The 18462-nt window shown below is 53.5% G+C and carries 21 protein-coding genes; all 21 read left to right on the forward strand.

Translation table 11 applies throughout. The features are described from left to right. The first annotated feature begins 339 nt into the window (after positions 1 to 339). A complete protein-coding gene (gene pilL2 / locus CDH48_RS16165; protein WP_100689773.1) occupies positions 340 to 792 on the forward strand; it encodes a PFGI-1 class ICE element type IV pilus protein PilL2 in 453 nt (150 codons plus the stop codon). After that, a complete protein-coding gene (locus tag CDH48_RS16170; protein WP_100689774.1) occupies positions 789 to 1745 on the forward strand; it encodes a hypothetical protein in 957 nt (318 codons plus the stop codon). The genes pilL2 and CDH48_RS16170 overlap by 4 nt, the downstream gene beginning before the upstream one ends. A 3-nt stretch (positions 1746 to 1748) precedes the next feature. Next, positions 1749 to 2063, forward strand: coding sequence for a hypothetical protein (locus tag CDH48_RS16175; RefSeq protein WP_100689775.1), 315 nt, complete (start codon positions 1749 to 1751; stop codon positions 2061 to 2063). 3 nt (positions 2064 to 2066) lie between these two features. Beyond that, positions 2067 to 2849: a TIGR03759 family integrating conjugative element protein gene (locus tag CDH48_RS16180; protein ID WP_100689776.1), complete on the forward strand. Its 783-nt coding sequence runs from the start codon at positions 2067 to 2069 to the stop codon at positions 2847 to 2849. Between the two features lie 22 nt (positions 2850 to 2871). After that, entirely contained in the window at positions 2872 to 3393 is a 522-nt protein-coding gene (locus tag CDH48_RS16185) for a transglycosylase SLT domain-containing protein (RefSeq protein WP_227521130.1), read from the forward strand. Continuing rightward, complete coding sequence (locus tag CDH48_RS16190) at positions 3378 to 3941, forward strand: PFL_4695 family integrating conjugative element protein (protein WP_227521131.1); 564 nt, start codon at positions 3378 to 3380, stop codon at positions 3939 to 3941. The genes CDH48_RS16185 and CDH48_RS16190 overlap by 16 nt, the downstream gene beginning before the upstream one ends. Next, positions 3941 to 5992 carry a type IV conjugative transfer system coupling protein TraD gene (gene traD / locus CDH48_RS16195; RefSeq protein ID WP_100689777.1) on the forward strand — a complete coding sequence of 684 codons (2052 nt, stop codon included), beginning with the start codon at positions 3941 to 3943 and terminating at the stop codon, positions 5990 to 5992. The genes CDH48_RS16190 and traD overlap by 1 nt, the downstream gene beginning before the upstream one ends. Before the next feature lie 3 nt (positions 5993 to 5995). Further along, positions 5996 to 6724, forward strand: coding sequence for a TIGR03747 family integrating conjugative element membrane protein (locus tag CDH48_RS16200; RefSeq protein WP_100689778.1), 729 nt, complete (start codon positions 5996 to 5998; stop codon positions 6722 to 6724). A gap of 261 nt (positions 6725 to 6985) precedes the next feature. Continuing rightward, positions 6986 to 7297 (forward strand): integrative conjugative element protein, RAQPRD family, encoded by a 312-nt coding sequence (locus CDH48_RS16205; RefSeq protein WP_100689779.1) that lies wholly within the window; start codon positions 6986 to 6988, stop codon positions 7295 to 7297. After that, positions 7294 to 7551, forward strand: a complete 258-nt coding sequence (locus tag CDH48_RS16210) for a DUF3262 family protein (RefSeq protein WP_075195089.1) — start codon at positions 7294 to 7296, stop codon at positions 7549 to 7551. The genes CDH48_RS16205 and CDH48_RS16210 overlap by 4 nt, the downstream gene beginning before the upstream one ends. A gap of 62 nt (positions 7552 to 7613) precedes the next feature. Next, the gene (locus CDH48_RS16215) at positions 7614 to 7973 is read left to right on the forward strand and encodes a TIGR03745 family integrating conjugative element membrane protein (protein ID WP_100689780.1); all 360 of its coding nucleotides are present in this window, start codon (positions 7614 to 7616) and stop codon (positions 7971 to 7973) included. Then, complete coding sequence (locus CDH48_RS16220) at positions 7973 to 8380, forward strand: TIGR03750 family conjugal transfer protein (RefSeq protein WP_100689781.1); 408 nt, start codon at positions 7973 to 7975, stop codon at positions 8378 to 8380. The genes CDH48_RS16215 and CDH48_RS16220 overlap by 1 nt, the downstream gene beginning before the upstream one ends. A gap of 2 nt (positions 8381 to 8382) precedes the next feature. Continuing rightward, positions 8383 to 9057 (forward strand): PFL_4703 family integrating conjugative element protein, encoded by a 675-nt coding sequence (locus CDH48_RS16225; protein WP_041335894.1) that lies wholly within the window; start codon positions 8383 to 8385, stop codon positions 9055 to 9057. Position 9058: 1 nt separating this feature from the next. Then, positions 9059 to 9910 (forward strand): TIGR03749 family integrating conjugative element protein, encoded by an 852-nt coding sequence (locus CDH48_RS16230; RefSeq protein ID WP_100689782.1) that lies wholly within the window; start codon positions 9059 to 9061, stop codon positions 9908 to 9910. Positions 9911 to 9919: 9 nt separating this feature from the next. Continuing rightward, complete coding sequence (locus tag CDH48_RS16235) at positions 9920 to 11404, forward strand: TIGR03752 family integrating conjugative element protein (protein ID WP_100689783.1); 1485 nt, start codon at positions 9920 to 9922, stop codon at positions 11402 to 11404. Then, on the forward strand, positions 11364 to 11777 hold the full coding sequence (locus CDH48_RS16240; RefSeq protein WP_100689784.1) for a TIGR03751 family conjugal transfer lipoprotein: 414 nt from the start codon (positions 11364 to 11366) through the stop codon (positions 11775 to 11777). Before CDH48_RS16235 ends, CDH48_RS16240 begins: the two co-directional genes overlap by 41 nt. Positions 11778 to 11954: 177 nt before the next feature. Continuing rightward, positions 11955 to 15077 carry a conjugative transfer ATPase gene (locus tag CDH48_RS16245; protein WP_100689785.1) on the forward strand — a complete coding sequence of 1041 codons (3123 nt, stop codon included), beginning with the start codon at positions 11955 to 11957 and terminating at the stop codon, positions 15075 to 15077. Beyond that, a complete protein-coding gene (locus tag CDH48_RS16250; RefSeq protein WP_100689787.1) occupies positions 15077 to 15544 on the forward strand; it encodes a DUF1525 domain-containing protein in 468 nt (155 codons plus the stop codon). Before CDH48_RS16245 ends, CDH48_RS16250 begins: the two co-directional genes overlap by 1 nt. Before the next feature lies 1 nt (position 15545). Further along, entirely contained in the window at positions 15546 to 16691 is a 1146-nt protein-coding gene (locus CDH48_RS16255) for a TIGR03756 family integrating conjugative element protein (protein WP_100689788.1), read from the forward strand. 49 nt (positions 16692 to 16740) lie between these two features. Then, positions 16741 to 18096: an integrating conjugative element protein gene (locus tag CDH48_RS16260; RefSeq protein ID WP_100689789.1), complete on the forward strand. Its 1356-nt coding sequence runs from the start codon at positions 16741 to 16743 to the stop codon at positions 18094 to 18096. Beyond that, on the forward strand, positions 18096 to 18461 hold the full coding sequence (locus tag CDH48_RS16265) for a hypothetical protein (protein ID WP_100689790.1): 366 nt from the start codon (positions 18096 to 18098) through the stop codon (positions 18459 to 18461). Before CDH48_RS16260 ends, CDH48_RS16265 begins: the two co-directional genes overlap by 1 nt. The last annotated feature ends 1 nt before the right edge of the window (position 18462 follow it).

Consider the following 18462-nt stretch of genomic DNA (forward strand, 5'->3'; position numbering starts at 1 on the left):
TCTGTGTTAATGACTCGGTTAGCCGGCAAGCAAATCTTGCAGTGATGATAGGACGCCAGACGAGTGGCTTTTGTGTGGTTTTTAGCCATGCCGTGCGATCGCTATAAGCACGCACGAAAATATTGGGGGAACAACGATCCCACCGCCCCATTTCCGGATCAGCCTCAAATTCGGGTTTCGCTATACCCGTCCTCGAATACAGCGAAGCACCCACTGGGGTGCTTTTTTCTTTTCTGCGGAGGGCACGAATAAACGGTCATCGACCCGTGACCTTTTAAACCGCAATTAAATAGGGAAACCCCATAGGCTACCCCTGAATTCTATTCAGAGGTTTTTGCCATGAAAGTTTTACCCCTTGCTTTGCTGTGCTGCCTCTCAGTCTCAGCATACGCAGAATCAGTCATCCCTTCTGACCAGGCAGAACGTGAGCAAGTGGAGCGGATGCAAACTGGTCGGTATTCGTTTGTTCAAAACATCCCGCCAGTTGATCAGCTGAATCCATTGAAGGTAGTGATTCGCACTCGGGTTCCTCAATCAATCAATTCCGTCGGACAAACCGTGGAATTTCTGCTGGCACGCTCAGGCTACGTTCTGGCTGATGCCTCTGTGCTGAGTGAAGAGGCTAAGGTGCTCCTGGATCTTCCTCTCCCAGCCATTCATCGCACTATTGGGCCGATGACCTTGGACCGCGCTTTGAACACGCTCTCTGGCGAAGCCTTCGAGCTGATCGTAGATCCTGTTCATCGAAAGGTTGCCTTCGAGCTGTCTGAAAAGCTGGGAGGCGAGTCATGAGCAAGCTGCAAAAGGGTATCGTTCAGAGCATTTCACCGGCCGCAATGAACAGGGAGCCTGAGCAAGTAGCGTTGAGCGAGGCTCATGACGCATTCGAGGAAGCTGGAGTCGCGACAAATGAACTTCGTGATCCTGGCGCCAAACAATCCGAAGATGAACTGGAGAATTTCGATCTGGATCTTCCGGTGTCCGAGTCCAGGGGAGCTGTCGGCTCCGAGGGCGAATCAGAAATTGAGCCGGAACCAATCCCCGTGAAGTCCAAAACCTCTAAAAAGAAAGCACCGAAAACGGCAGGTGGAGGTGGAAAATTGCTGGGTGGATCAGCTCTGGTGGTTTCATTGCTGGCTCTCAGCGTCGCGGGAGTGATTGGCTTTAATCAGCTCGAAAGCGATAGTCAGATCCGTCAAACAGTTTTTGGCCTTCAAGAATCAATCTCGGACCTGGTGACTCAGGATGGCGAGATTTCTCAGAGTCTGGCCCAGACACAGTCTGCTGTTACAGAGAACACGGCCCGCATCTCCGACATCGAACAATTCCGTTCTGACCTTGCAACCCTGTCAACTGTGCTGGACAGCATCCAAAACGAACTGGGCGGTATCAAGACCACGTTGTCAGATCATCGGAAAATCCTCGATGAGCACCGACTCGATATCGATGTCGTCAGCAAGGAAGTCAAAACCCTCAGTGAGCGTCCGGCAAGGACTGTCGTTAAGACAGTACCGGCGCCAGCACCCCAGCCCATTTCAGAAGTCCAGACACTGGAAGGTGCCACTGTTGCCAGCATCGACATGTGGGGTGTCGAGCCTTACGTGGTTCTTCAAGACTCATCAGGTGGTTGGGTACCCCTCAAAGTTGGTGACTATTACCGCGGATGGAAACTTCAGGGTGCAGTGAATGGTGAGGCGGTTTTCAAAGCCGGCTCGAAAGTTCGACGCCTGAGCGTGGAGGGTTAAGAGATGGAACCAATCACATTGGCAGGTCTTTTTGTTGTGGCTGTTGGCGGGGGTATGTATTTCAACGCTGCTGATCAGCAAATGCATGAGGACACAGCACCACAAGCCGAAAACGTTCCTGAGGTTGCTTCCGAGAGCACGAGTTTTGCCCGGGGCATTTTTATTCCAACAGATCGTGGTTACTACATTTCGAATCTTTCATCGGAACCGATGGAAGTAGAGGGATGCGATCAGCCGGTCCTGGTCGCCGACCTGAGTCAGCCCCGATCAACGGGAGTACGGGAAGTCTCGACAGTCATTGTCGATTGCGAGGGGTAATTCATGATTCGCAAAACCCTCTTGGCTTCTCTTCTGGTCAGCGTGGTAACGGCTGACATTGCGATAGCACAGACTCCGACAGACACGCGCTCGATGGGGAATGTTTCCTCTCACGCGCAATCGAGTCTCGATCAGAAGTCCGGCATGCAACTGACGGATGAAGAACGGTCTCTGGCTAAGCAGTGGATGCTCAAAGAGTCTGACTGGATCAAGTATAGAAAGATCATGTCGGGTCCGCGAGGCATTTGGTCTCCGGGACTCGATCCACTCACGGCTCTCGGCGTTTCCGAGACGGACCCTGCTGAGCGTGAACGCTACGCCATGATCTGGATGAAGGTCGAATCTCGGCGCATGGAACTGGAATTGGCCTTCGAAGTGGAACGCATGAAAGCGGCCAAGGACTTGTTCGGCGAAAACCCCGTTGTGATTGATGCTCCTCATTGGGAGCAGGAGTGGAATGAGAAGTACAACGCGACCACGACTCACGTTGCTCTGTTTGTAAACGACTTCTGCCTCGAAGATTGCGAAGACCTGGTCAGCGAAGTTAGAAAATCTGTGTCGCGAAACTCTCGTCTGGACATTTTTTTCAATGATGGTGCTTCAGCGGAGTCAATTTCCAAGTGGGCACGCCACATGAAGATCGATCCGGAAATTGTCCGAGCGCGGAAAGTCACGCTCAACTTCGAGTCTGGGAAGGCTGAAGAGTTTGGCGTTGATCTCGACAACCTCCCTGCGGTTCGAACCTTCAATGTCGCATCGGGCGACATCACCGAATACGGCGAGTGAGGGTAGGGCGGTGAAATACCTTTTGGCGTTTCTGATCGGTGCCGGTTTGTGGGGGGACGTTCATGCCTCCCAAATTCCACCGATGTATCAGTTAGTCAGTCAGGAGCAGAAGGTACCGGCAAAACTTTTCTTCGCCATAGTTTTGAATGAGTCCAGAACTCGGACTGATCATGCAAACCGAACACTGCCTTGGCCGTGGACGATCAACCATCGTGGAAAGGCGCACTTCTTCAAAACACGCGAAGCGGCTTTCCGATTTGCAGACGGCCTGGTCAAGGCGGGGGATTACCACTTTGACGTGGGCTTGGGCCAGATGAACTGGCGCTGGCATAAAGAAAGGTTCCGCTCACTTTGGGACGCTTTTGATCCCTACCTGAATCTCACGGCAGCGGCTCAACATCTTCGTGAACAATTCGAACGACCGGAATGCTCATCATGGGAGTTGGCCATTGGTTGCTATCACCGGCCAGCGCAGCGCCCGAAAGACAAACAAATCGCCAATGCATACAGAGAGAGAGTCATACGCTTATGGGCCAATATCTGAAAAAAGCAGCTATAGGCATTGCCTTGGCCTCAGCACTTGTTCTTCCGGTCCATGCTGGAACCATGAAAGAGCAGCTCAAGGGATTCTATGAACTCGAGATTATTGGTGATTTTGGCGGCCAGTCCGCAGAACCATTCCTTCCTACAGATTCCGATTTTAAAGAGCAACTGCAGAAACTGAAGGATGAACGCCGTGGCAAAAGATTTTTGGTCTCGAATCTTCCTGTTTCGTCACCCTCATTGACTGTGGGCAGGGTGGGTCCTCAAGAGGCTGCTGGGATTCGGTATGACATGTTGAGCCGGCCCATGTTCATTATCGGTTACGACTCCGTTTCCATTAACTGGCTCAAGCAGAACCGGCGTTTCCTGAAAGAGAAGCGGGCTATTGGCTTGGTGGTGAACGTAGCGACTGTCGAAGAGATGAATCATTTGCAGTCCGTTGCAGGTGAGGGAATCTTGCTACAGGCGACCAATGGCGAGCAGATGGCAAAAGCCATCAACCTACGGCACTACCCGTTCTTTGTTGATCAGAATGGAGTGATGCGCTGATGGCCACCCAGACGCTCGAGGCTTTGCTTCGCCCGCCGGTTGAATTCTATTCCGGAACAGTCAGCGTATGTGCGGCCGGCATTTGCCTGGTCGCCCCCTCATTACTGATGATGACTCCGAGCGTTGCCTACACTTCTGCTGTCATTCTGGTTGTCTTTGGACTCTATCGCTTTTACCAGGGGTCCAGCGTCATCAAGTATCAGCGGAATCTGAGGCGGTTGCCGCGTTTCGCCATGTCTTCTGACCAGATCCCTTGCTTCAAAAACCACCTTTACCTCGGACAAGGTTTTCGCTGGACCCAGACGCATACCCAGCGTTTGAAGGACACCATGGCGCCCATCTCGGCCAAGTACATCCGTCCGTCCCGGATAAACAACTTCGCGCGTGAGCTTGAGCGCAAACTGGAAGGGTCGAAGCTCCAATGGATCGCAGATCTGACCAGTAAAGATCACCCTCTGAATCCTGTTCGCCCATACCCGGCCGTGGGTGGCAATCCCGTAACCCACGCCGTCGAGCTTGAAGAAAAGCAGGTATTGCTGGCGATGTCAGAGCGGGTGGGACACACCCTTTGCCTGGGAACCACGCGAGTCGGTAAAAGTCGGCTGGCTGAAATCCTGATCGAGCAGGACATTCGCAGGAACGACGGGCCAGTAATTCTGCTGGATCCGAAATCTGACGCCGGACTACTCACGCGAATGTATATGGCTGCCAAGAGGGCAGGTCGGGAAGACGATTTCTATATGTTCCACCTTGGGTTTCCGGACTCTTCCGCCCGTTACAACGCAGTCGGAAATTTTTCGAGAATCACTGAGATCGCAGGTCGTATCTCTGGCCAGCTTTCAGCCGAGGGTAACAGTGCCGCGTTTAAAGAGTTCGCATGGCGCTTCATTAACATTGTCGCCCGGGCATTGGTAAGCCTGGGGCAGCGTCCGGATTACAACAACATTCTTCGGTACGTGACGGACATTGAACCGCTGTTCTGCGAATACATGGACTGGTGGTTGCCCAGGAATGGTGAAGAAGGCTGGATCGAGGACATCAACGCGATGGCAGGCGACGCCGAGAAGAAATACAAGGCCAACCCCCGACTTGCAAAGCACGCCAATCCCCGAACAGAGGCCCTGAGGCAGTACGTTGAACAGTTGCACGTCAGCGATCCCGTACTTCACGGCCTTCTATCCGCCTTGCGGTACGACAAAACCTACTTCGACAAGCTCGTGGCCAGTCTTCTGCCGCTTCTCGAAAAGCTGACGACCGGCAAAATCGGGAAGCTGCTCGCCCCTGATTATTTCGACGTTACCGACGAGCGGCCCATTTTCGACTGGACCCAGATCATACGGAAGCGAGGTATCGTGTACGTTGGGCTGGATGCCATGAGCGATACGGAAGTTTCCTCCGCGGTGGGGAATTCCATGTTCTCGGACCTGGTAAGCACCTGTGGCCATATCTACAAGCATGGTTTTGAACACGGAATGCTTGAGGGTCAGGCCAATTCACTTCCAAAGGTTTGTCTTCACGCCGACGAATTCTCTGACCTGATAGGAGATGAGTTTCTGCCGATGGTCAACAAGTCCGGTGGATCGGGTATGCAGATCACTGCTTATTCTCAGTCTCGGCAAGACCTCGAAGCTAGACTCGGAAATGTCGCCAAGGCACGGCAGGTTGAGGGCAACTTCAACAACCTGATTATGCTTAGGGTAAAGGAAAAGGACACGGCCGAGCTGCTGACGAATCAACTGCCTGAAGTCGAAATTGCCCAGATTATGACGGTCTCTGGTGCCAATGACTCGTCCGACACAGACTCAAGCGTCGACTTCACCTCAAGCACCCAGGACCGGATTTCGATGCTGCGGGTCCCGATGCTCGAGCCCGGTCACATTACGGCGCTGCCAAAAGGTCAGGCATTTTGTCTTCTGGATGGCGGTCAACTCTGGAAGGTTCGTTTTCCGTTACCCGTTGAGGACGATGACGATGATATGCCGGAAAACATGCAGGCTCTGACCCGGGAAATGGATCGGAACTATCATACAGCTGAGCAATGGTGGAACTGACAAATGCCAGAGGGTAAATCGGAACATCCCGCTCAGAAGCGTGGCTTTGTCGGCAAATCAATCGATCTGATTCTGAAAGTCATTGGCCTGCTGTTGTTCAGTGCGTTCATGTCGATCGTCATAGAGTGGGTCAACATGGGTTTCTTCCAGGATGAGCCCACCTACAAAAATGCGGAAGAGATGATGTTCCAGGAGATCGGCTATCTGAGTGAATCGCTGAACTCGAAAGACCAAACAAATGAGGGCGCTTTGAATTCCGCAAGCTCGACCATTACCAAAGTGGTCAGCTTTCTATTTGTCGATTCTGGCCTGCTGGACAGTTTGCAGTCGGTGAGAACACCCGACGCCAACGACGGTCAGATTATTCTGATGATGAAGGGCGTGATCGCCGAATATTATGAGTACCTGATGGCGGCCATATATATCCTGATCATGTTCTTCGTCCGGATTGCGGTGCTAATGCTCTCTATGCCGGCTTTCGTGCTATTCGGGGTCGTTGGCGTCTGTGACGGACTGATGCAGCGTGACTTAAGGCGGTGGCGCGGTGGAAATGAGTCTGGCTATGTTTATCACTGGGCGAAAAAGTTTGCGATTCCGACTCTTGCCCTCGCGTGGATTCTATACCTTGCGATTCCCAGTTCCATCCATCCGAACTATATGATCACACCATTCGCTGTCCTGTTTGGACTGTGTTTAATGGTGATGAGCTCGAAATTCAAAAAGTACCTCTGAGTATTGTTTGAATCTCTGCAAGCCTCGCCCCTCATTACGAGGGGTTTTTCTCGAAACTCCCGCTCATATCGAGCGTTTCTTACCTTTGAAGATCCACTTAATACGCACAATTAGCCCATCGATGGGCGCAATTCCGATCAACGTTCACACACGTTTCCTCCCCTTTTAAAAGGTCACCAACCTGTGACCTTTTGATCAGCCTTTTTACAAGTGTGCCTGATTAAATCGCTCTCATCAGAACTCACCAGATAAGAGATCACGATGAGAGTTTTCAAAACGATTCTTTTTTCCAGCCTGATTGCGACCAGCACAAATGCAGCTGCGGACGTCTGGGCGGAGCGTGAAGCGCTCTCAAACATCCAGTCCGAGTTGGCGGCTCTGGAGGCGCTGGTTCTGAACGCTCGCGCCCGAAGCAATGCTTCTGACCGGACGCAGTTTGACTACGAGATTCTGTTGAGTGACCTGCGAAAGATCCAGCACGGCATTACGCATCACCTGACAGTACCCATGGAGCCAGTGGTTCCGTCAACCATCGACGCTCTCAGCGTCAACTACACCGAGCACAAGCAATGAGTCCTGATCAGCATCAATGGTTTCAGGATGGCTCTGGTTGCAATGGTGCCGCCTCTTGCTGGATGACAGCAGCGAACCTTCTGACCTTGGCCCAAATGATTGCCGTTGTCGCAGTGATTACGTTCATCGCCTGGACCTGCATGCAGGCCTACGAAAACTGGGCGAATGAGGAGATTAAATCCGGACAAATGATCTTCATTTGGGCGCGGGCAGTCTTCGTTCTACTCGTGATGCTCTTCCTGATCATCAACTGACCAGTGCAGTAACCCTAGCAGTACCCAAAAGCACCATCCCCAAAAACTAGGAGAAATCCAGAATGAAACAAGCAACGCAGAAGTACACGGCAATGAAAGCAGCAGCGGCAATGGCATTCCTGTCATTCGGCACTCAGGTTCAGGCAGCTCTGCCGGCTACCGCTAACCCCACCAACGCACCGGCTCAGGGCGATTACATCGGCCTGCTGAAAGGTTATGCCTTTGATATCGCCATCGTGCTTGGTCTGATCCTGGGTACGATCGCGTTCCTGGCCGTCGCCAAAAATATGATTGCGACCTACAACGAGATCGGCGAAGGCAAGAAGACTTGGGGCGACATGGGCATGCACGGTGGCATGGGCGTCTTATTGCTCGTCTTCGTGGTCTATCTCCTGACGCAAGCGGCTACCGTGATTTTCTAATGGAAAAGATCGGTATGAAGGGTCGGGAAATCGACTTCATCCCAGACCGGCTCATTGAAGAGCCGGTCGTTTTCAGGGGCCTGACGGACACGGAAGTGATCGTGCTGATAATCGCCGGCCTGGTCTTCTGGATCCCCGTTTCCGTTCTTCTTCTTTTGCCATTTGGATGGGGACTTTTCGGAGTCGGTATCGGTGTTGGTATGGCCATCGTCTCGCTTTTGCTGGTTGGTAGATACCTCACAGGGCTGAAGCGCCGCCGGCCAGATGGTTTGCACATCGTCTATCTCAAAAAGATCGCACAGCAAAAATTCAGCTTTATCAATTTCGACTACATCGAGACCTCTCAGGCCTGGGACATACGCCGCGAGAGAACGGTAGTGAAAGTTAAAACCAAAACGGAGGACTGAGAGTGGCGCGTTTAAAAAAGGCTCTCGACGGACGGGATGCTCACATTCTGACACTGCGAATCTTTGTCGGGATTCTCGCGATCGCCCTGATTTACAGCATCCTCGGATGGAAAGAAGCCCCGGAGCGGATCAAGATTGATATTCCGCCTGACCTGCGCTCTGGTTCCACTCGTGGCATCAACGAGCGGCATCCGTTCAACGTCTACGCATTCGGCTATTACATCTGGCAGCAGATGAATAACTGGCCTGTTGATGGCAAGGACGATTACAAGCAGCAGATTGAACGACTGAGCTGCTACATCACCCCCCGGTTTAAAGGTGAACTCGAGCGCGATTATGAGCAACGCCGGCTCGATCATGAATTGACCCGCACCCGGGCACTGCAGGAAATGCCCGATCGCCCATACACGCCCAAGCGTGTGTACACCGAATCCAAAGACAGTTGGGTGGCCTTCTACGACGTCAACGTAAAGGAAACCTTCCGTTCAGAAATCGTGAAAGACATCTTTGTCCGTTACCCAATCCGCTTGGTTCGCTGGGATGTTGACCCCGAATGCAATCTTTGGGGCCTTGCCTTGGACGGTTTCTACAAAAAACCGCGTCGTCTTGAGGGAGCCATTGTCGAGAACGACGACGTCCAGAACACCAACACTACATCTCCAGAATTGGGTGAGTGACATGCGTAAGTACATCCTGAAATCCCTAATCTTTTTTTTCATGGCCGGGTCGGTCACGGCAACAGAGATCATTCATTACCAAAACCTGCCGGTCACGATCGAGCTGCATAAAGGCCAGGAACGGTCGATCCAGTTCGGTTCACATGTCCAGGTTGGAGTGACAAAAGGGCAGCAGATGAAGCAGCTGTTCCGCGTCCAGTCGGCCCAAGGTGCTGTTCACTTCAAACCGTATGAGGAATTCGACAAGCAGCGGGTCCAGGTCCGTCGCATGGCCGACGGTCAGGTCATTCTGCTCGACCTGATCTCGACCGAAGCGCCCGAAAACGCGGAAAAGCTTGAGGAAATACGCATTGTTCTGGAAACGGACAACGAGGTTCCGGAGCCGGAAGCTGAAGCGGCGATGCCTGAGCCAGTGGAGCGAGTCACTCCGATCGATCTGACACGCCATGCCGCGCAGCGCCTTTATGGTCCGACTCGACTACACCGGGATCGCGCCGGGATCTCCGAGACCACGCTTGGCGTGAAAGGAGCGGTTCGCATTTTCAAAGGTGACGCGCGTTACGCCACGGTTTCCAAGCCCGTCCTTGGTTACAGCGGTGGCGGCTATTACCTCGCCGCGATGTACGTCCGCAATATTTCCGACCGTGCCATTGGACTCGATTACCTGGATCTGAATCTCCCGTTCTCCCATGCCACCTTCCAGCATCACTCGCTGGAGCCAAATGGTACTCCGGGAGACAGCACCATCCTCTACCTGATTTCAGAGCGGCCGCTGAAGGAAACCCTGTATCCGTGGACGCATTACCAGGATTTGCGCCAGGAAACTCAGGCCATCATCAACGCAACGAACTGAGGACACGACATGAATGCAAACATTGTGATCAAAGGTCTTGCGGTTGTCGTTGTTGCCGTCCTGTTCGTGGTGATCATGAAAGGTGGTAAATCCGACGAGGCTCGGGCCGGTGCGGTTGCCTCAGCTTCTGAACTGGACGGTCTATCCGCCATTGAATCGGGCCCAGGCATGGTCGACAACGGGCTTTCAGTAGATCCGCTGGCTGACGATTACCTGAAAGATGAATTCGGGGTGGACGTCGATACGCCGGTTGAAACCATGAGAACACTGACGAAAGAGACGCGCGCTGTCCGCGAAGATTCGATCAAGCTACAGAAAGAAAACGAGCGCCTGAAGCAGGAAATCTCTAAGTTGCTCAAGATGGAAGGCAACCTTAAAGGGCGCATCGAAAATCGGTTTCAGAACGCTGAACGTGACGCCGAAGCAAAGCAACGTGAGCTTGAGCACACACAAGATCTAACCCGCGGCCTTGTTGCTCGCCTGGAGAAGCGTCTTGAAGAGTTGCAAGGCCAGGAGGAAAGCAGCCAGACCTCTGCCAATGGCTATGACATCAATTCAGCGGGCATCCCGACGGGCCTGGGATACGATCAAACCGGATCCCCGGTGGATTATGACCAGGTGGTGTGGACGAACCCGCTCGAAGCAACAGTCGATCCTACGGATCCGTCGAAAATTTCTTTGCCCGATTTCTCGCTGAACCCAGATGAATTGCCGACGCCGGCCGCAGGCATCGCGCGGAACGCAACTGAAAAGAGTAAGGAAGAGCGGTCAATCAAGGCTTACACGATTCCGGACAACGCGACTCTGCTCGGATCAATTTCCATGACTGCGATGCTGGGCCGGATTCCGGTGGGAGGGCAGGTAGTTGATCCATACCCCTTTAAGATCATGGTGGGACCAGAAAACCTGTCCTCGAACGGAATCAAAATCCCCGGCCTTAACGGCATCAAAATGTCCGGCATTGCCAAGGGCGACTGGACTCTATCCTGCGTCAGCGGCCAGATCGAGAGCATGACGTTCACATTTCAGGACGGCACTCTGGTGACCTTTCCTGAAGCAGGCGCCTCCGGCGCTGAGCCTATCGCTTGGTTCTCTGACAAGTATGGCATCCCCTGTGTAACCGGCAAGCGCATCACAAACGCACCCAGTTACCTCGCACAGCGAATCGGGCTCACAGCGGCCAGTTCCTACTCAAAGGCGAAAGCTGACGCCGAATTTGCCACACAAACCAATGCCTTTGGCGGCTCTACCCAGGCTTTGACAGGGGACCCGACTGTTGTCGCCCGAAACGATGCCATTGCCAGCGGTCTGGATGAAGTCACGGACTGGCTGGACGAGCGCCAGAGCAATTCTTTTGACGCGATTTATGTAGAACCAGGCACTGAGATTGTTGTGCATGTGACTGAGCAAATCGCTATCGACTATGACCCTGAAGGAAGAAAGGTAAATCACTATGCAGACCTCTCGCGCCGTTCTGATTACCAGCTTGATTAGCCTCTCGTTGGCAGGTTGCGCCAACAAGGACAACTTCATTCCGCAGCCCGACCGGGACATGGCAACCGTTTATGGCCAGCACATGAGCGGAATTGGGAATGGCAAGCTCATTGATACCCGGTCGCTAATTCGCCGCCCGATGATCGAGGGCGATGTGGAGCTCAGTGACTACGTTCGCACCGAGAAAACCCAATTGCAGAGCAAGTTCAGAATGCTGCCGAACCCGAAAATGTACATGTTCGTTGGTCCGCATCTGGCGACCCAGGACGAAGTTCCAATTCCGGGTTATTTGACCGAATTCAGGATGTGGGAAAAGGACCATTATGCGCTTCCCGGAGAGCTTTCTGATCTTGGGAACCGATTCGGAGACTGAAGGGTGAGAGCCGGAAACCCAAACACAGTGAAAGCAGGTCTTCCGCAGACAAGCAGAACGAAAACCGCATATTTGATTCAGGGACGGGTGTGGGATCGGAAAGGTGATAAGGCCGCCTTCCCAGCCACGGCTGATAGCCCTGCACCCGAGATAGCGCAAGGACAGGAGGCGTAATCCGTGGACCTAGCCAAGGCAATTAAAGACATTATGGTACCGGCACCGAAGAAACCGGTGAAACCGGACGTCGAAATCCAAACTGCCAGTAATGACGGGGAAGGGCAGCGCAAACCACTCACGAAAACTGCGGTAAAGCGCATTTACCGCCGCCCCTCATCGTTCGTTGAGAAACTGCCTTGGTATGAATTCCAAAGCGAGTCTCAAACGATGCTGTTAGATGACGGGAAAAGCGTAGGTGCTGTTTTCGACATCATCCCGATTGCCACAGAAGGTCGTTCCTACAACTGGTTGCAGAATCGGCGGGATATGATTCAGGACGCCCTTCAGGACTGCTTCGAGGAAATGACGGCAGGGCCCTGGATCATCCAGCAGTACACCTATGATGACGACAACCTGGAAGATTACATCCAGAAATTGCGTCTCTACCCGAAGCACTACTGCCGGGATTCGTCGTTCACTCAGGAATGGCTGAGAACGATGGAAACCCATCTGCGCGGAATCTGTAAGGAAGGCGGACTGTTCGAGGATAAAGAAGTTCTCGATGCGCCCTGGAGTGGCGGCCAGCGCCGGATCAAACTCGCTGTCTACCGGAGACTGCCCGAGAAGTGGAAATCCTACGCGGGCATGACGCCGGAAGAAGAGCTCAATGACACCATCGAAAAGCTGGATGCTGCTTTCAGGGATGCCGGAATTGGCCTGGTTCGTAATGGCGGAAAGGAAGTCTATGAATGGCTGTTGAAGTGGTTCAATCCGCGTCCGGAGCTTACCGACGGAGATCGCCAGAAGTTCGTTGAACTGGCCTCCTACCCAGACGAGGAAAGTTTGCCGGCCGGTGATGATTTCGCTGAAAGCCTGTTCTTTGCTTTGCCAAAGTCTGATGCCCCGTCACAAACCTGGTGGTTTGATGGCCTCCCACACCGCTGTTTGCGAGTGCACAAGATTCGTCGGACGCCCAAGATCGGCCAGATCGCCGGCGAAGTAAGTGCGACCACTCCGGACGGCCTATCAACCGGCAAAGCTTCCTGCATGATGGATAAGATGCCGCCAGGCACTATGATCGCAACGACCATTATCGTCACGCCTCAGGACGAAGTTCAGAACCATATCAACCGGATTCAGGACAAATCCAAGGGTGAGTCCGTCGACGCAACGATGACGCGCGAAGACTGCGAAGTTGCCAAGTCTCTTATGGGTAACAAGCACAAGATCTATCGCTCGATGATGTGTGTTTACCTGCGTGGCGAAAACCTGAAAGACCTGCGCAAAAAAACCAACGCGGCCAGTACGATTCTGCTGACGAATCAGCTCGCGCCGGTTCGGGAAGAAGACGAATCCCTCGGCCTCGATGCGTACATTTACAACCTGCCCATGGTTTACGAGCCCAGCATGGACGCCAATTTCAAGGCGACCCGTCCGGTTTGGGCCCAACACCTGGCAAACCTTGCCTCCCTTTTCGGGCGGCATCGCGGTACCGGTAATCCGGGGCAGACCGCCTTTAATCGCGGTGGCGAGCCGGTGTCTTACGACCCGTTTAACGGGAATGACCGCAAGAAGAATGCGCATGGCCTCATTCTTGGCCCGACGGGTGCCGGCAAGTCGGCACACATCACCAACATGTCGGCCCAGATCATGGCACTCCAGCGCCCGCGGCTGTTCATTGTTGAGGCCGGTAACAGCTTTGGTCTGCTGGCTGATTATTTCGCCTCCCAGGGCCTGTCTGTAAATAAGATTCAGCTCAAGCCCGGGGCAGGGGTATCGCTGCCGCCTTTCGTCGACGCCGATCAGATGCTGTCCAAAGATGAGGAAGATCTGCTTGGTTCGCGAATCGTCTCTGATTCTGCATTGGTTGGCGAAGACGACTTGATCGCACACATCCCCGCGAAAATCCGCATCGGTGACATCACCAAGTCCTATGACGAACTGACCGAAGCAGAGCGCAAGGATGTTCGCGCCCGTGCGGCCATGGACGTTCTGGCCGACATGATGATGGATGAGGACTCGGGCTCGGACGACGAGGGTGACGAGCAGCGGGACATTATGGGTGAGATGGAAATTGTCGCCACACTGATGATCACCGGTGGTGAAGAGGAGGAGGCGAAAAAGCTAACCCGTGCAGACCGGCGGATGATCCGGGATGCGATTCTCAATGGCGCGAAGCTCGCCAGGTCAGAAGGCCGCCGCACTATGACTTCGGATGTCTCGGAAGGATTCCGGATGATCACCAAAGATCCGGCCTACCCGGAACACCGTCAGTCCCGTGCCTTCGAAATGGGGGAATCCCTACGGATGTTCTGTGATGGGTTCGAGGGAGAGGTCTTCAATACAGATGGAGACGGCTGGCCGGATACCGATGTGACAATCGTAGACCTGGCGACGTTCGCCCGGGAGGGCTACAACGCTCAGCTGGCCATCGCCTACACCTCAATAATGATGCGGATCAACAACCTTGCCGAGAAGCATCAGCACGACGAGCGTCCGATCGTGATGCTGACAGACGAAGGGCACATTATCACCACAAATCCATTGCTGGCGCCGTTCGTGGTCAAAGTCGTGAAGATGTGGCGAAAGCTTGGTGCCTGGTGGTGGGTGGCGACTCAGAACATGGGGGACTTCCCCAACTCCGCCCGCAAGATGCTTAACATGATCGAGTGGTGGATTGCCCTGGTCATGCCTCAGGATGAAATCGAGGAAATTGCGCGTTTCAAAAACCTCAGTATTGAGCAAAAACAGCTCATGCTATCTGCTCGGAAAGAGCCCAAGAAGTACACCGAGGGCGTTGTTCTGTCCGAAAACATGGAAGCCCTGTTTCGGAACGTCCCACCCTCGCTTTACCTGTCCTTGGCGGGCACGGAAAAAGATGAAAAAACCGAGCGTGCCAAATACATGCGCAAGTTCGGCATCACGGAAGTGGAAGCTGCGGAGTATGTCGGCAAGATGATCGACTTTTACCGTGGCATCGCTCCGAAACCGGCCGATCCGGTACCGGCGGCGAATAATCCCATGTCTCAAGCCCGGGTCACTCTCGAGCGCCTTGAGAAACTCCAGAGTGAGCAGGGCCAGCAGGTTGTTGCCAAAGAAGTCATGGAAACCCTTCGTGCGACCGTTGCGGAGGAGGACAACTGATGAATCGTCATCTGCTTCAATCCTTGGGTTTTGTCGTTACAGTGCTTGCTAGTGCCTCAACGCTCGCGGCTGACTCCATACAGACCATCCGGATATTTGAAACCAATGATCAGTTTGTCCTGCAGGACAAGCGCTTGTCTGACCGGGTGCAGATTGAGGTGTACGACATGGACTCCAAAAATCGCGCAACCAAGCAGCTCAATCAACGGATGCGTGCCTTGGTCCCGAAGAAGATCCAACCCTCCAAGGTCGAGAAAGCTTATCGGGACGCTTTCAGCCAGGTGCTTAACAGCTCCCACTGGCCAGCGATCAATCAGGAAATACAAGCAGGAGCCCGGGCCATTGAAGCCGCAATGCGCTTTGGCATCGAAAAGCTTCCGGCCATCGTTTTCAACGACCGCCAAGTGGTTTACGGCGAGCGTTCATTAAAGGCGGCTCTGGCCGTCTATAGCAGGGAGAACCACTGACATGCGGACGTTCATTTCTCTGGTGTTTCTGGTGTTGATTGGCAGTGCCGGGAACGCTTTTGCCTACCCGAGCGAGTGGACGAACTACGACCCGGGCGATTTGGACGCAGTCAGGGACGCGACCATTACGGACACCCAGAACCGCCTGGAAGAACGTGATGGCCAGGTGGAATGTATCGCCTGTCATGGCGAGCTGAACGACACCTACGATGGCGTCATCGATACCTTTGAAATCGTCGATCAGACCATGTCCGCAGCTCTGAGCTGTATGGACTGGGAAATCCGTGGTGCTTGCATCTGGATGACCTGTGCCGCCTTTGTCTGCTGGGTAGACACGTCCATCAAGGTCAAAAACTTTGTACCGGACCTGGTGGTGCAGTCTTATGACCGCGCTGCCGGGGAGCCATGGACCGAATCCCAGGACATAAACCAGATCTCAATGGCTGAGAACGATTCCTCATGGGTGACAACCATGATTGGATGGGTCACGAACCACAACGTCGACAAGGTAGAAGGCGGCCGCTCCAATGAAGCTACCCGTTATGACCATGTAAACCTCGATTTCAAATTGGTGGATTCATACGGGAATCCTGCGCTGGTGGCTTATAACACGCTAGCCCAGGGCCTATTTGGAATGGTCTGTGCAGGACGTACCTTCCCGTTTTATCCCTATTTCATCTCAAACCTGGACTCCATCGCCTGGCGCTGGCACCTGCCGGAATTTTTCTACCCGATTTCGTGGTCGGTCGGCATGGATAGACTCGGATCTGGCCACAACAGTTATGGCGGTGTATTTCCCAGAAGCGGGTTTCTGACCCAAGCGGACGGTCTTAAATCTGGTGTTCTTACCGCTTTTCGCGCCATGCACTTCGTGACCCGCCCGAACGAGCCTCACCTTTATTTCACCATCGGTCAGCCCAGTGAAGACGGATATTGGCCGCCCGGTCCACTGAATCAGAACGATAAAGATACCGGTGTCTTCCAGATGTTGTATCCGCAGGATGAAAGCTCATGCCAAAAGTTTCCCTATGGCGCCACACCGTCAACGAGTAAGCGTTCCGACGACGATTCTTATGTCTGGAATTTCTGGCGAGCATACAAGTGCTGTCAACGACGGGGATCCTCTTTGATTTGGCACTCTGGCTGAAGTGGTTCCAAACCGACCGTCATCAAAAGATTTATAAGGATTTAAGGCAATGAAAAATCGTAATCAATGGATTGGCGTGGTGCTTGCGGGATCGTTGGCGGCTAGCGCGAATGCGATGGAAACAACGTCGCCCCGGCTGAACACACTGATGGACTATCAGATTGGGGGAGGGCTTATTTCTGGACCGCCAACCAAAATTCACTCGATCCCGATTTTGAGTTTTGGTGCGGGCTGGGATTTGAACATGGCATGTGGTGAGTTTGATCCAAAAATGACGGTGAAAAACCAGTTGAACGGGCTCACGGACGGTTTTAAAAACATGATGGACAACGTCATTAACAGCGCGACAGCTGCGGTTGCCTCCCTGCCGGCGTTGGCCATTCAAAAAGCCGATCCTGGACTCTATGACCTTCTTCAGCAGGGCATTCTGCAGGGCAAGATGGACTTTGAATTCGCCGAATCGTCCTGTCAGGAAATGGCGAATCTGATGATGGGCGATTCCACCGATTACCCATGGGAAAAGTTCAAGATGAACGCCAAGGTGGCGGACTGGTCCTGGAATATTGGGGCTACTGGTGGTGATGCCGTGGCAGCAAAAGAGAACGTGGATGGCTCTAACCACGGCGATGCGGGCTCAGAATGGGTCTGCAACAGCAAAAAAGGTGGAGCCGGACAGCCGCCAATCCGTGCCTTAAGAGACGTTGTGATGGTGGGCTACAACGTCCTGTTTGATCGCAACGACAGCTGTGACTCGGCGTCGGTGTCCGTTGCAGACGGGCAGGGCAACGCGCTTTGGGAATACTGGAACGGTCCGATTCAGGCCGCCGATTGGGCAGTATCCGTGGTTGGCGATTCTGAAATCCGAACCTGCGATAACTGTAAAAAAATCACTTCCCGCCCTGGCAAAGGTCTAGCCTACCGTCATCGTGACATGGAACAGGATCTTTACGATGACCTCGAAGACTTGGTGGACGGAACTACGGCTCTCAGTTGGCAAAACCTGAATCGGGTTTCCGCGCCTCCTGGGGTCCGTGTGACCGATCTTGTCATCAAAGCCATCCGAAAGCGCAATCCAACCGCTCAGGAAGAGATGCTGCGCAAATTGTCGAGCGAAATTGCGTATACACGTCTTGTTGAGCAGGGTCGCTTCCTAACTCAAATGCTCCGTTCGGGCGTCAAAGAGCCGAACGTTGCCAACATGGACACCGCGATCGCCATTATCGATAACGCGATTGATCACCTGAACGTTGAGTTGGCCCAGCTCGACCAGGAAATTGAGACCCGCGAGGCGGTAGCAGAGAGAACAATTGGCCATTTGCTGGGCACCGAAGAGCGGATCTACCAAAACACAAACCTACCGTCAGGCAACAAACCGTCCGGCCTGAACAGTTTTGGAGTTCAGTGATGCAAAAAACCCGGAAGTTTCTGATGGTTTCTATGGGCGGCGTCGCTGCCCTGATGATCATCGGCATGGTTGTCGCGGCTTTGACGGATACTTCGGCAGAGGAGGTGAAATCCCTCGACTTAATAGCCGAATTGACCTGGTACAGAGTCGCGTTTTTTGTCGCCATAGTGGCCGCGTGGCCAGCGATTTCTCGCTACGCCACCCGTTTGCCGCATCGCGGCGAAACGTCGAACGAAAAGTGGCTTGCGCTGGAAAAAAAGCATGCCGCGGACTTTAAGTTCATGCGATCGCAGTGGTGGAAAATTGCTCTGTTGCTGGCGTTTGTCGAGATCGTACTTATCCAACAGTTCGGCATAGGGAGATAGC

This window comes from Marinobacter aromaticivorans (assembly GCF_002806975.1).
Lineage (GTDB): Bacteria > Pseudomonadota > Gammaproteobacteria > Pseudomonadales > Oleiphilaceae > Marinobacter > Marinobacter aromaticivorans.

What these genes read in the sequence shown, in the direction of transcription:
- pilL2 (WP_100689773.1), top strand. Translation starts at nt 340, where the DNA reads ATGAAAGTTTTACCCCTTGCTTTGCTGTGCTGCCTCTCAGTCTCAGCA.
- CDH48_RS16170 (WP_100689774.1), top strand. Translation starts at nt 789, where the DNA reads ATGAGCAAGCTGCAAAAGGGTATCGTTCAGAGCATTTCACCGGCCGCA.
- CDH48_RS16175 (WP_100689775.1), top strand. Translation starts at nt 1,749, where the DNA reads ATGGAACCAATCACATTGGCAGGTCTTTTTGTTGTGGCTGTTGGCGGG.
- CDH48_RS16180 (WP_100689776.1), top strand. Translation starts at nt 2,067, where the DNA reads ATGATTCGCAAAACCCTCTTGGCTTCTCTTCTGGTCAGCGTGGTAACG.
- CDH48_RS16190 (WP_227521131.1), top strand. Translation starts at nt 3,378, where the DNA reads ATGGGCCAATATCTGAAAAAAGCAGCTATAGGCATTGCCTTGGCCTCA.
- traD (WP_100689777.1), top strand. Translation starts at nt 3,941, where the DNA reads ATGGCCACCCAGACGCTCGAGGCTTTGCTTCGCCCGCCGGTTGAATTC.
- CDH48_RS16200 (WP_100689778.1), top strand. Translation starts at nt 5,996, where the DNA reads ATGCCAGAGGGTAAATCGGAACATCCCGCTCAGAAGCGTGGCTTTGTC.
- CDH48_RS16205 (WP_100689779.1), top strand. Translation starts at nt 6,986, where the DNA reads ATGAGAGTTTTCAAAACGATTCTTTTTTCCAGCCTGATTGCGACCAGC.
- CDH48_RS16210 (WP_075195089.1), top strand. Translation starts at nt 7,294, where the DNA reads ATGAGTCCTGATCAGCATCAATGGTTTCAGGATGGCTCTGGTTGCAAT.
- CDH48_RS16215 (WP_100689780.1), top strand. Translation starts at nt 7,614, where the DNA reads ATGAAACAAGCAACGCAGAAGTACACGGCAATGAAAGCAGCAGCGGCA.
- CDH48_RS16220 (WP_100689781.1), top strand. Translation starts at nt 7,973, where the DNA reads ATGGAAAAGATCGGTATGAAGGGTCGGGAAATCGACTTCATCCCAGAC.
- CDH48_RS16230 (WP_100689782.1), top strand. Translation starts at nt 9,059, where the DNA reads ATGCGTAAGTACATCCTGAAATCCCTAATCTTTTTTTTCATGGCCGGG.
- CDH48_RS16235 (WP_100689783.1), top strand. Translation starts at nt 9,920, where the DNA reads ATGAATGCAAACATTGTGATCAAAGGTCTTGCGGTTGTCGTTGTTGCC.
- CDH48_RS16240 (WP_100689784.1), top strand. Translation starts at nt 11,364, where the DNA reads ATGCAGACCTCTCGCGCCGTTCTGATTACCAGCTTGATTAGCCTCTCG.
- CDH48_RS16250 (WP_100689787.1), top strand. Translation starts at nt 15,077, where the DNA reads ATGAATCGTCATCTGCTTCAATCCTTGGGTTTTGTCGTTACAGTGCTT.
- CDH48_RS16255 (WP_100689788.1), top strand. Translation starts at nt 15,546, where the DNA reads ATGCGGACGTTCATTTCTCTGGTGTTTCTGGTGTTGATTGGCAGTGCC.
- CDH48_RS16260 (WP_100689789.1), top strand. Translation starts at nt 16,741, where the DNA reads ATGAAAAATCGTAATCAATGGATTGGCGTGGTGCTTGCGGGATCGTTG.
- CDH48_RS16265 (WP_100689790.1), top strand. Translation starts at nt 18,096, where the DNA reads ATGCAAAAAACCCGGAAGTTTCTGATGGTTTCTATGGGCGGCGTCGCT.